A 12,206-nucleotide genomic window follows, 5' to 3' on the forward strand; every position below is an offset into this window, starting at 1 on the left:
GTGAATCCCCTGAAAAAAAGTGGCGCCACTCTAGCACAGGGGCCGTGGCGAGCCGACCGCCCGAGGCTCAATTTTCCTGCCAGAAATGTGCGCCTTCCCGCACTCCCCGGACCTCGCCATGGGCACCGAGCGTCAGGGTCAGTGCGCCCTGCTCCGCCGTATCCTGAATCCTGATGCCCAGCGCGCGGAAGCGCTCGACGACCGACGGGTGCGGATGGCCGTAGGGATTGTTAGCGCCACGGGAGATGATCGCCGTCGTCGGCCTGATCGCCCGCAGGAAGGCCGGTCCGGAGGAACTGCGGCTGCCGTGATGGCCGGCCAGCAGCCAGTCGATACGCTCCCCCGGATGCGCGGCCAGCCAGGCCAGCTCGGCGGGTCGTGGCAGGTCGCCGGTCAGCAGGATGCGTTCGCCGTTGGCTTCGACTTCCAGCGCGCAGGAACGGTCGTTGCTTTCCCCGGCGCCCGCCCAGGCCCAGCTGGAGAAGCGAACGCCATCGACCTGCCACTCTTCGATTCGACAGGGACGCGCCTGCAGTTCCTGCGGCAGGCGATCGGGCTCGCCGCTGATGACCTGAGCCGGCCGCAGCGAGCGCTTTACCGCTGCGGCGCCGCCGGCATGGTCGTTGTCCGCGTGACTGAGCATCAGCCTATCCAGCCGCCCGATACCCAGGCTACGCAGCGTCGGTACGACCACACGCTCACCGATGTCGAATTCGCCGTTGCGCGCCCCGGTGTCGTAGAGCCAGACCTGGCTGCGCGTGCGGATCAGCACTGAAAGCCCCTGCCCCACGTCCAGCACGCGGATCTCGGCCGTGCCCGGTGCGGGCAACGGGACGGTCGGCCAGAAGACCGGCAGGAACATTGCCAGCCCCAGCGCACGCAATGGCACGCCGGCCGGCGCAAGCAGCAGGAGCGCCCCCAGCATCGCCAGCGCCACGGCCAAGACGGGGGCGGCTACCGGCTGCCAGGCGGGCGCCAGCTCGGCCATCCAGCCCAGCAGGCGGAACAGCAACTCCAGCAGTCCGCCCGACACCCAGAGCAGCCCCTCGCCCAGCCATGGCACGCCAAGCGTCAGGCTCCCCAGCAGCGCCATCGGCACGACGACCAACTCGACCCATGGCACGGCGATCAGGTTGGCGACCACGCCAGACACACTCAGCGGCAAACCCAGTGCGATGGACGCCGGCAGCAGCCCCACCGCCATCAGCCATTGCGCGCGCAGCCAGGTGCGCAAGGCGGTCCAGCGTCCCAGCCGTCCCGAAAAACCGTAGATCAGCAGCGCCACCGCCGCATAGGACAGCCAGAAGCCCGGCAACAGCACCACCAGCGGCTCGACCAGCAGCACCGCCAGCAAGGCGCCGAGCAAGGGCGTCCACAGGCCCCGATGGCGATAGCACAGACGCCACAACAGGACGATGGAGACCATGACGCAGGCGCGCGCCAACGGCACCTCGAATCCCGCCATCAGGCTGTAGGCCCAGGCGCCGCTTGCGGCCAGCAGGCAGGCAGAGGGCAACCACGGGACTCGCGCCGGCCAACAACCGAAGCGCGCCAGGCCAGCGACCAGTGCATAGAGCAGGCCGGCCAGCAGCGAGATGTGCGAGCCGGAGATCACCATCAGGTGCAGGGTTCCGGTGTCCTGCAGGACTTGCCAGTCCGCCGTGGTCAGCCCGGACGCATCGCCCAGCACCAGCGCGGCGAGCGCCCCGGAGCGCCCATGGGCATCCACCACCAGCAGTCGTTGCCGCCAGGCTTCGCGCCAAGCGCGCGGGCCGCCGGAAGCTTCCAGGCGCTGCCCGTCCTTCACGCTGCCGGTAGCGCCGATGCGCTGGGCGGTAAGCCAGGCTTCGTAATCGAACCCCGCGCCATTGGCCATGCCGTGGGGACGCTTGAGTTTCACGGCGAGCCGCCAGCGCTCGCCGCCCTCCACCGGCGGCCCGCCGAACCAGGACAGACGCAGCGTGGCAGGGACCTTCGCGCGAGGGCTGGAGACCTCGGCGAGCTGGAAACGCACCGATGGCCCGGAGCGATCCGGCAGGCCCTCTACCCTGCCCTCCAGCCATAGCGTACGGCCGTCCAGCTCCAGCGCCAGACGATCATCCAGCGCCCACTGCGCCGACTGGCAGGCCCAGGCGAAACCGAGCAGGAACAGGCCGACGAAATAGCCGCGAGTGAACAACAACGGCAGCGCGACCAGCGCGAGAAGCAGCAGAACCCAGCCGGATGGCAGCGCCGGCATCCAGCGCAGCGCCAGCAACCCCAGGGCCAGCGCGAACATCCCTGTACGAGGCAACGGAGCGACTCCCTGACCCCGGCGCAACCGCCGATCCGATTGGTCTGCGGCGGTTACACACGGACATAGTTGGCAACGAATGACTGTCACCTAGCTAGGCATAATGAACCGTCGTCCGTCTGCCAGAGATTTCCTCCATGCCGCGCCGAATCTTCAAGCGCTACATGCCCGATCCGGAGAGCATCAGGAACCACAAGGGCCTGCGCTTTCTCGGACCGCTGATCCAGTCGCCCAACCTCTGGCACCTGAATCGCCGCTCCGTGTCCCGTGCCATGGGCATGGGGCTGTTCGCCGCGTTCATCCCGATCCCGCTGCAGATGCTGCTGGCCGCCTCGCTGGCGGTGTGGGTGCGGGCCAACCTGCCGATCTCGGTGGGGCTGGTCTGGCTGACCAACCCGATCACCATGCCGCCGGTGTTCTACTGCACCTACAAGATGGGCGCCTGGGTGATGGGCATCCCGGCACGCGCCCTGCCCGACCACCTGACCTGGGAATGGATCAGCGGCGAGCTGTCGATGCTCTGGCAGCCGTTCCTGCTGGGCTCGGTGATCTGCGGCATCCTGGTGGGCATCCTCGGCTACCTGCTCACCGAGGGTTACTGGCGCTGGTGGATCGGCCGCAGCTGGCGGCGGCGTCGGGCGCTGCGCAACCTGCAGAACGGCCTGTAGACGCAATCGCCGCCTCGGCAATTACGTTTTTTCGTAGAAACGAGCTTGCTCCTACAGGTACAAAAAATCCGCCCCGAAGGGCGGCTTTTTCATGGGCCGGTGATCACTCGTACCGCAGCGATTCCGCCGGCTGGGTCGAGGCCGCGCGCCAGGCCGGGTAGAGCGTGGCGAGGAAGCTCATCGACAGCGCCGCGACGCAGATCAGCACGATGTCGCTGATCTGCGGGTCGGACGGCAGGTAGTTGATGAAATAGATGTCCGAGTTGAACACGTGGGTGCCGGCGACGCGCTCCAGGGTCGAGACGATCGCGGTGACGTTGTACGCCGCCAGCACGCCCAGCACGCAGCCGATGACGGTGCCGATCAGGCCGATCACCGTGCCCTGCACCATGAAGATCGCCATGATCTGCTTCGGCGTGGCGCCCAGGGTGCGCAGGATGGCGATGTCCGCGCGCTTGTCGGCCACCACCATGATAAGGGTGGCGATGATGTTGAAGGCGGCGACCGCGACGATCAGCAACAGCAGCAGGCCGATCATGGTCTTTTCCATCTTCATCGCGCTGAACAGGCTGCCCTGGGTGTGAGTCCAGTCCACCGAGCGGTAACCGTCGCCCAGCTGTTTGGCGATGGCCGCGCCGACTTCGGGCGCCTGGAAAAGGTCCTTCAGGGCGATGCGCACGCTCTGCACCTGGCCTGGCTGCCAGCGCATCAGGCTGGCCGCGTCGTCCACGTGGATCAGCGCCAGGGTGCTGTCCAGTTCGGCGCCGACCTTGAAGATGCCGACCACATTGAGGCGCTGCATGCGGGGGGTGATGCCGCCGGGCGCGGTGCTCGGCTCGGGGACGATCAGCAGCAGGCTGTCGCCGACATTGACGTGGAAGCGCCGCGCAGTGATCTCGCCGATGACCACGCCGAACTCGGTGGCCTTGAGATCGTCGAGACTGCCGCGGACCATGTGCTGGCCGATGATCGACACCTGGGTTTCCAGCGCCGGATCGACGCCATCGACCTCGATGGGTTGCATCATGCCCTTGTAGGAGAGCATGCCGTCGACTTCGGTGTAGGGCACCGCGCCGACGATCTTCGGGTTCTGTTTCGCCACCTGGGCCACGCGCTGCCAGTCGTCCAGCGGGCCGCTGGCCTGCTGCAGCACGGCATGCGGAACCATGCCGAGGATGCGCGAGCGCATTTCCTTCTGGAAGCCGTTCATCACCGAAAGCACCACGATCATGGCCAGCACGCCCAGCGCAAGGCCGATCATCGAGGTCAGGGAGATGAACGAGATGTAGTGGTTGCGTCGCTTGGCACGGGTGTAGCGGGTGCCGATGAAGACGGACAGGGGTCTGAACATTCCGTTATCCCTCAGGCGGCGACCAGCCGGCCCTCCTCCAGGCGCAGCACACGATCCATCTGCTGGGCGAGGTGAGTGTCGTGGGTCACCACCAGGAAGGCGGTGCGCAGGGACTGCGACAGTTCCAGCATCAGCTCCTGGATACCGTGGGCGGTGTGCTGGTCGAGGTTGCCGGTGGGCTCGTCGAGAAGCACCAGCTTCGGCGTGTTGACCAAAGCACGGGCGATGGCCACGCGCTGGCGCTCACCACCGGACAGCTCCGACGGCTTGTGGCTCAGGCGATGGCCCAACCCGACCCGCTCCAGCAGCGCAGTGGCACGCTGGCGCGCCTCGGGGATCGGCGTCTTGCCGATCAGCAACGGCATGCAGACGTTCTCCAGCGCGGTGAACTCGGGCAGCAGGTGGTGGAACTGGTAGACGAAGCCCAGCGCGCGGTTGCGCAGCAGGCCGCGCTGCTTCTCGTTCAGCGCCGACAACTGCTCACCGGCCAGCCATACGCTGCCGGTACTGGGCGTGTCGAGGCCGCCGAGCATGTTCAGCAGGGTGCTCTTGCCCGAGCCGGAGCTGCCGACGATGGCGACGCGCTCGCCGGGCAGCAGCTCCAGTTGCACGCCGGAGAGCACTTCGACCGACTGCGGGCCTTCCTCGTAGCGCTTGCCGAGGTCGCGGCAGCTCAGGACGGCCTGGTCGTGGGGGGTCGGCTTACTCATAACGCAGGGCCTCCGCGGGCTGGGTGCGGGCCGCACGCCAGGCCGGATACAGGGTGGCGAAGAAACTCAGGATCAGCGCGGCGCTGCACACCAGGATCACGTCCTCGCTCATCAGTTGCGAGGGCAGGTAATCGATGAAGTAGACGTCCGCGTTGAGGAATTTGTGGCCCAGCAAGCGCTCCAGCAAGGCGATGGCGGAGCTGACATTGAGCGCCGCGAGGATGCCCAGCACGCCGCCGATGAAGGTGCCGATGACACCGATCACCGTGCCCTGGACCATGAAGGTCGCCATGATCTGCCCCGGCGTGGCGCCCAGGGTGCGCAGGATGGCGATGTCGGCCTTCTTGTCGGTCACGACCATGACCAGGGTGGAAATGATGTTGAACGCGGCGACCGCGACGATCAGCAGCAGCAACAGGCCGATCATGGATTTCTCCATGCGGATCGCCTGGTACAGGTTGCCGTGGCTGCGGGTCCAGTCGCGGGCGAAGTAGTCGTTGCCCTTCAGGGTGCGGGCGATTTCCCAGGCGGTGCGCGGCGCCTGGAACAGGTCGTCGAGCTTCAGGCGAAGGCCTTCGACCTGGCCTTCCTTGAGGCGGCGCATGCGCGCGGCGTCGTCGATGTGGACCATGGCGACGTAGCCGTCCAGTTCACCGGCGCCGACATGGAAGGTGCCGACCACGGTGAAGCGCTTCATGCGCGGGAACATGCCGGCCGGGGTGACCGAGACTTCCGGGGCGATGAAGGTGACCTTGTCGCCCAGCTTCACGCCGAGGTTCTTCGCCGCCTTGTCGCCGATGATGATGCCGAACTCGCCGGGCTTGAGGCTCGTGAGCGAACCCTCCTGGAAGAACTGGTCGATGATCGAGACCTTGCTCTCCTCGTTCGGGTCCACGGCGTTGATCAGTACCTTCTGTACCGTGCCGCCGGCGCTGAGCAGGCCCTGCATCTGGATGAAGGGCGCGACTTCCAGCACGTTGGGGTGCTGGGTCTTGATCTGCGTGGCGATGCCCTGCCAATCGGAGATCGGCTGGTAGGACTCCACCGTGGCGTGGGGCACCATGCCCAGCACGCGGGTGCGCATCTCGTGGTCAAAGCCGTTCATCACCGAGAGCACCACGATCATCACCACCACACCCAGCGCGAGGCCGATCATGGAGGTGAGCGAGATGAAGGAAACGAAATGGCTGCGGCGTTTGGCGCGTGTGTAGCGCGTTCCGATGTAGACGGAAAGGGGTCTGAACATGTGGGGCCGAATGAGAAGGTGAAGAGTGCGTCGGGCGTCAGTTCCATCTGGCGTGCGACTTCCGTGTGGCGAGGCCAGGCAGGCGGCTTTACACTCAGACCATCACTGCTGCCGTGGGTTCGCCATGTCCACTCCAGACGCGGATGACCGCCGCGAATACTATCGTATTGAAGACACGCTCGCATTGGAATTTCGCCCGCTGCGCGAAGACGAAATCCAGTCGCAAGAAGTGCTTCAGGATGATTCCGCGCTGTTCAATCTGCTCAGCGACCTGCACCTGACCGACTTCGAGTCGCAGCACCTGCTGCGCCATATCAATGAGCGCGACCGCCCGCTGGCCAGCTACCTGAAGGTGATGAACAAGCGCATCGACCTGATCGCCCAGGCCCTGACCCAGAGCCTGCTCAGCGAGATCGGTCCGGCGCGCAAGGTCACGCTGTCCGAGGGCGGCATCAATTTCCGTGACGCCCAGCCGCTGCCGGTCGGCCAGGACCTGGCGCTGAAGATCATCCTGCTCCCCCACGGCCTGGGCCTGCTGCTGCGCGCCAAGGTCACCCATTGCCAGCAGCAGCCCGAGGGCGACTACGAGATCGGCACCGAGTTCGAGATGCTCGGCGACGCCCAGCGCCAGTTGCTGGCTCGCCACATTCTCCAGCGCCAGGCACTGGAACGCCGGCAGGCCAAGGCCCGCGAAGAATGAACCCAGGGAAATCCATGCGCCATCTGCTGCTCCTGTTGAGCCTTGTCACCCCGCTGCCACTGCTGGCGGATACCATCGAGATACCTGTGGGCAGCCAGGGCGACCCGCACATCGTGCTGCCGGCCCGTGGCGAGAGCCAGAAGGCTGTGTTGGAGCGCTTCGGCCTTCCGGACGAAGAGCACCCGGCGGTGGGCAAGCCGCCCATCTCGCGCTGGGACTACCGCGAATTCAGCGTCTATTTCGAGAGTGGCGTGGTGGTCGATGCCGTCCGCCAGCACCGTTCGCAATACCTCAAGGACCTTTCACCGACTCCCAAGGAGCCCCAGTGACTCTGATCTATGGCCATCGCGGCGCCAAAGGCGAAGCACCGGAAAACACCCTGAACAGCTTCCAGCGCTGCCTGGAACATGGCGTGAAGCGCTGCGAACTGGACCTGCACCTGTCCCGCGACGGCGAGCTGATGGTGATCCACGACCCGACGCTCAAGCGCACCACCGGCCGCCGCGGCAAGGTCTCCGAGCAACTGGCGGAGGATCTGGTGACCATGGACGCCCGCGACGGCGGCCCAGGCTGGGTACGCCCCTGCCCCATCCCGCGCCTGGCGGAGTTGTTCGAGCGCTGCGAGTTCGAGCACTGGCAGCTGGAGGTGAAAAGCGCGTCGAAGGATCGTGCTGGCCGCACGGTTCAGGCGATCCACCAGTTGGTAGGCCGTTTCGGCCTGCGCGACCGGATCACCGTGACCTCGAGTTCGCGCACGGTACTGCGCGCACTGGAGGAACTGGCGCCGGAGCTGTCACGCGGGCTGGTGGCCGAATATGCCTGGCTCGACCCGCTGAAGGTCGCCGCGCACTACGGCTGTGATCTGCTGGCGCTGAACTGGATGCTGTGCACCCCGGAGCGCTTGCTGAAAGCGCAGAAGCAGGGGCTGCATGTGTCGGTGTGGACGGTCAACGAACCGGCGCTGATGCGCCGGCTCGCTGATTTTGGCGTGGATAGCCTGATCACAGACTTTCCCGGTTTGGCCACTGCCACGATCGGGAATCGCTGAGCAGGTTCTCCCCGACCGGCTCAGGCCGCCGGTCGGGGTATTTCAAAAAATCCGGTTCAGGCCGTCGAACGCCGCTACGCGGTAGGCTTCGGCCATGGTCGGATAGTTGAAGGTGGTGTTGACGAAGTACTTCAGGGTGTTCAGTTCGCCCGGCTGGTTCATGATCGCCTGGCCGATGTGGACGATCTCCGAGGCCTGGTCACCGAAGCAGTGCACGCCGAGGATTTCCAGGGTGTCGCGGTGGAACAGGATCTTCAGCATGCCCACCGGCTCGTTGGAGATCTGCGCGCGGGCCATGCCCTTGAAGAAGGCCTTGCCCACCTCATAGGGAATCTTCGCCACGGTCAGTTCCTGCTCGTTCTTGCCGATCGAGCTGATCTCCGGAATGGTGTAGATACCGGTCGGCACGTCGTTCACGAAGCGCCAGCCATCGTACTCGACGATGTTGCCGGCAGCGGAACGACCCTGGTCGTAGGCGGCGCTGGCCAGGCTCGGCCAGCCGATCACGTCACCGGCGGCATAGATGTTCGATACCGAGGTGCGGTAGTTCTCATCGGTCTCGATCTGGCCGCGGCTGTTGACCTTGATGCCGATGTTCTCGAGGCCCAGGCGATCAGTGTTGCCGGTGCGGCCGTTGCACCACAGCAGGGCGTCGGCCTTGATCTTCTTGCCCGACTTCAGGTGCAGGATCACCCCGTTGTCCAGGCCTTCCACGCGCTCGTAATCCTCGTTGTGACGGATCAGCACGTTGTTGTTGCGCAGGTGGTAGCTCAGCGCATCGGAGATTTCGTCGTCGAGGAAGCTGAGCAACTGGTCGCGGGTGTCGATCAGGTCCACCAGCACACCCAGGCCACTGAAGATCGAGGCGTACTCGCAGCCGATCACGCCGGCTCCGTAGATGATCAGGCGGCGCGGGGTGTGGCTCAGGGACAGGATGGTGTCGCTGTCGTAGACGCGTGGGTGGTTGAAGTTGATATCCGACGGGCGATACGGGCGCGAGCCGGTGGCGATGACGAACTGGTCGGCCACCAGGCGCTCCACGGCGCCGCTGGGGGTCACGACTTCAACGGTACGCTCGTCGACGAAACTGGCGGTGCCGTTGAACATGTCGATGCGGTTGCGCGCGTAGTAGCCGGTGCGCGAGGAGACCTGCTTGGAGATCACCCGCTCGGCGCTTTTCAGCACATCCGGGAAGGAGAACCAGCGTGGCTCGCCGATCTGGCGGAACATCGGGTTGGTGTTGAACTCGATGATCTGCTTCACCGAGTGACGCAGCGCCTTGGACGGGATGGTGCCCAGGTGCGTGCAGTTGCCGCCGACCACGCGACGGCTGTCCACCACCGCCAGCTTGCGCCCGTACTTGGAGGCGTTCATCGCCGCCCCCTCGCCTGCCGGACCCGTGCCGAGAATCACCACGTCGTAGTTGTAGACAGCCATGCGTACTCCTTCAGAACAGGCCGGGGCGCCCGCGTGGCGCTCCCGGCGAAGCCCCGGCGCCACATGCGCCGAGGCGGATCGAAATCATTGGCGCAGCTTAGCCCTGCGGCAAAAGGCTGCACATTAGCGGTTGGTCGGCAGGTAGGCGAATTTTGCCGCCACTACATACCGCTGCCACCCGGCGGGCCGCCATCATGCCCGCCGAAGCTTTCATTCAGGCGACGGAAACAGCGCTTCGAAGCGCGTCGTCGCGCGGGTCACGAAGCCGTCGCCGTCGTGCACGATGAAGAAGGCCGCCAGCCCATTGCGCTCGGCAAAGGTATAGCCCTCCTCCGGTCCCAGCACCATCAGCAGGGTCGACACGCCATCGGCGCGCAGCGCCTGGGCTTCCGCCACGGTGACCGCCGCCAGCGCATGGCGGACCGGCGCGCCGGTCCGCGGATCGAAGGTGTGCGAGTAGCGCTGCCCACCCTCCTCGAAATAGTTGCGGTAGTCGCCGGAGGTGGACAAGCCGATGCCGTCCAGCGCCACCGAACGCTCCACCTGCCGCTCGCGCTCGCCGCTGGGCACTTCCAGGGCGATGCGCCACGGCGTGCCATCGGGCTTGTGACCCACGGCCTTGAGCTCGCCGGTGATCTCCACCAGGTAATCCGTCAAGCCCAACTCGGCAAGGCGGGCACTCACCTGGTCCACGGCATAGCCGGCGACGATGCTGTCGAAGTCCAGCTGCGCGTCGACGTCCTTGCACAGCTGATCGCCGTTCAGACGCAGATGCTGATGGCCGACGCGGGCGCGTTCATGCTCCAGCGCGGCGGCGTCGGGCACCTTCTCGCTGCGCGACTGCGGGCCGAAGCCCCAGAGGTTCATCAGCGGCTCGACGGTGAGATCGAAGGCGCCACCGCTCTGTTGCGAAAGCTGTTCGCCGTAGCCCCAGAGCGTCAGCATGTCCGCCGGCAAGGCCACGCAGGCGCCGGCGGGCAAGGCGTTGAAACGGGACACCACGGAGTCGTCGCGGTAGGTGGAGAACTGCTCGTCCAGGCTCGACAGGATCGCGTCGACCTCGGCCTTGAGCTTGGCTGAGTCCGGCGACTTGCCGGTCGGCACGTACTGCACCGTATAGCTGCTGCCCATGGTCGGCCCGCCGAAGCGCTCGACGGATTTCCCGCAGCCGCTCAGGGCTGCCAGAACCAGCACGATCAACAGGCTTGCACGGGACAAGGTTATCTCCATCAGCCGCCAGGTGCGCGGCGCCGGGCATTCTACCGCAAGCAGCCGGCGCCACTGTTTCCGCTCTGGCAAAGGTGCGTTACCCAAAGAAAACGGGAGCCGAAGCTCCCGTTTCTCAATCGGCTCAGGCGCTGGCCTTGGCCGGGGTCTTGCGCTTGAACAGGTAGCACACACCCATCAGCACGATCCACACCGGGATTGCATACACCGACACGTCGATGCCCGGGATCTGCAGCATGATGGCCAGGATGAACACCACGAAGGCCAGGCACAGCCAGTTGCCGTAGGGGTACCACAGCGCGCGGAAGAACGGCTGCACACCCTTGGCGACCATGGCCTTGCGGAACTTCATGTGCGCCAGGCTGATCATCGCCCAGTTGATCACCAGCGCCGCGACCACCAGGGACATCAGCAGCTCCAGCGCCTGGTGCGGGATCACGTAGTTGACCACCACGCAGGCCAGGGTGATGAACGCCGAGACGCCGATGGCCAGCAGCGGCACGCCACGGTCATCGACCTTGGCGAAGGCGCGCGGCGCATCGCCCTGCTCGGCCAGGCCGAAGAGCATGCGGCTGTTGCAATACACGCAACTGTTGTAGACCGACAGGGCGGCGGTGAGTACGACGAAGTTCAGGATGTTCGCCGCGTACTCGCTGCCCAGCAGCGAGAAGACCTTCACGAACGGGCTGCCGCTATAGGGGTCGCCGGCGCTGCTGATGCTCTGCAGCAGGGCATCCCAGGGGTACAACGAGAGCAGCACGGCCAGCGCGCCGATGTAGAAGATCAGGATCCGGTAGATGACCTGGTTGATCGCCTTGGGGATCACCTTCTTCGGCTCTGAGGCTTCGGCGGCGGTGATGCCGACCAGCTCCAGGCCACCGAAGGAGAACATGATGATCGCCAGGACCATCACCAGGCCCTTCCAGCCATTGGGGAAGAATCCGCCATGCGCCCACAGGTTGCTCACCGACGCCTGCGGGCCGCCGGTGCCGCTGACCAGCAGCCAGATGCCGAGCAGGATCATACCGATGATGGCGACGACCTTGATGATGGCGAACCAGAACTCGGTCTCGCCGAAGGCCTTCACGTTGAACAGGTTGATGGCGTTGATCAGCACGAAGAACACCGCCGCCGTCGCCCAGGTCGGGAAGTCCGGCCACCAGAACTGGATGTACTTGCCGACCGCGGTCAGCTCCGACATACCCACCAGGATGTACAGCACCCAGTAGTTCCAGCCCGACATGAAGCCGGCGAAACCGCCCCAGTACTTGTGCGCGAAGTGGCTGAAGGAGCCGGCGACGGGCTCCTCGACGATCATCTCGCCGAGCTGGCGCATGATCAGGAAGGCAATGAAGCCGCCGATGGCGTAGCCGAGGATCATCGACGGGCCGGCGGATTGCAGCACGCCGGCAGAGCCCAGGAACAGGCCGGTACCGATGGCGCCGCCGAGGGCGATCAACTGGATGTGGCGGTTCTTCAGGCCACGCTTCAGCTCGCCTTCATGCAGATGTTGTCCATCCATTTGA

10 protein-coding genes and 1 pseudogene are annotated in these 12,206 nt (G+C 65.6%); 4 read left to right on the plus strand and 7 right to left on the minus strand.

Annotated features, from left to right (window positions below; genetic code table 11):
* Window positions 1-67 precede the first annotated feature (67 nt).
* Window positions 68-2,278, minus strand: a complete 2,211-nt coding sequence (locus tag IB274_RS00155) for a DNA internalization-related competence protein ComEC/Rec2 (RefSeq protein ID WP_192430888.1) — start codon at window positions 2,276-2,278, stop codon at window positions 68-70.
* 152 nt (window positions 2,279-2,430) lie between these two features.
* Here IB274_RS00155 and IB274_RS00160 point away from each other — a divergent pair, with 152 nt between their 5' ends.
* Window positions 2,431-2,961 carry a DUF2062 domain-containing protein gene (locus tag IB274_RS00160; RefSeq protein ID WP_192290733.1) on the plus strand — a complete coding sequence of 177 codons (531 nt, stop codon included), beginning with the start codon at window positions 2,431-2,433 and terminating at the stop codon, window positions 2,959-2,961.
* A gap of 103 nt (window positions 2,962-3,064) precedes the next feature.
* On the opposite strand, the gene IB274_RS00165 is transcribed toward IB274_RS00160, so the two are convergent.
* From IB274_RS00165 to IB274_RS00175, 3 genes are read right to left on the minus strand one after another with little or no spacing between them, the layout of a single operon-like run.
* Window positions 3,065-4,312: a lipoprotein-releasing ABC transporter permease subunit gene (locus IB274_RS00165; RefSeq protein WP_192430141.1), complete on the minus strand. Its 1,248-nt coding sequence runs from the start codon at window positions 4,310-4,312 to the stop codon at window positions 3,065-3,067.
* Window positions 4,313-4,323: 11 nt separating this feature from the next.
* On the minus strand, window positions 4,324-5,022 hold the full coding sequence (lolD, locus tag IB274_RS00170) for a lipoprotein-releasing ABC transporter ATP-binding protein LolD (protein ID WP_192430142.1): 699 nt from the start codon (window positions 5,020-5,022) through the stop codon (window positions 4,324-4,326).
* On the minus strand, window positions 5,015-6,268 hold the full coding sequence (locus tag IB274_RS00175; RefSeq protein ID WP_138214930.1) for a lipoprotein-releasing ABC transporter permease subunit: 1,254 nt from the start codon (window positions 6,266-6,268) through the stop codon (window positions 5,015-5,017). Before IB274_RS00175 ends, lolD begins: the two co-directional genes overlap by 8 nt.
* Window positions 6,269-6,392: 124 nt before the next feature.
* On the opposite strand from IB274_RS00175, the gene IB274_RS00180 reads away from it, so the two are divergent.
* Genes IB274_RS00180 through IB274_RS00190 form a run of 3 tightly spaced genes read left to right on the plus strand, consistent with a single transcriptional unit; the run spans window position 6,393 to window position 8,016 of the window.
* Window positions 6,393-6,968, plus strand: a complete 576-nt coding sequence (locus tag IB274_RS00180) for a PilZ domain-containing protein (protein ID WP_192430143.1) — start codon at window positions 6,393-6,395, stop codon at window positions 6,966-6,968.
* Between the two features lie 14 nt (window positions 6,969-6,982).
* On the plus strand, window positions 6,983-7,297 hold the full coding sequence (locus IB274_RS00185) for a phosphodiesterase (protein WP_138214932.1): 315 nt from the start codon (window positions 6,983-6,985) through the stop codon (window positions 7,295-7,297).
* Window positions 7,294-8,016 carry a glycerophosphodiester phosphodiesterase gene (locus IB274_RS00190; RefSeq protein ID WP_081519456.1) on the plus strand — a complete coding sequence of 241 codons (723 nt, stop codon included), beginning with the start codon at window positions 7,294-7,296 and terminating at the stop codon, window positions 8,014-8,016. Before IB274_RS00185 ends, IB274_RS00190 begins: the two co-directional genes overlap by 4 nt.
* Window positions 8,017-8,058: 42 nt before the next feature.
* Here IB274_RS00190 and sthA read toward each other — a convergent pair whose 3' ends face one another.
* The 3 genes and pseudogenes from sthA to IB274_RS00205 form a co-directional block, all read right to left on the minus strand.
* A complete protein-coding gene (gene sthA / locus IB274_RS00195; protein ID WP_192430144.1) occupies window positions 8,059-9,453 on the minus strand; it encodes a Si-specific NAD(P)(+) transhydrogenase in 1,395 nt (464 codons plus the stop codon).
* A 210-nt stretch (window positions 9,454-9,663) separates the two neighbouring features.
* Window positions 9,664-10,683, minus strand: a complete 1,020-nt coding sequence (locus tag IB274_RS00200; protein ID WP_192430145.1) for an FAD:protein FMN transferase — start codon at window positions 10,681-10,683, stop codon at window positions 9,664-9,666.
* A 151-nt stretch (window positions 10,684-10,834) separates the two neighbouring features.
* Window positions 10,835-12,202, minus strand: a pseudogene (locus tag IB274_RS00205) (amino acid permease); the annotation flags it as partial.
* Window positions 12,203-12,206: the final 4 nt, after the last annotated feature.

It is taken from the genome of Pseudomonas sp. PDM18 (assembly GCF_014852585.1).
Taxonomy (GTDB): Bacteria; Pseudomonadota; Gammaproteobacteria; order Pseudomonadales; family Pseudomonadaceae; genus Pseudomonas.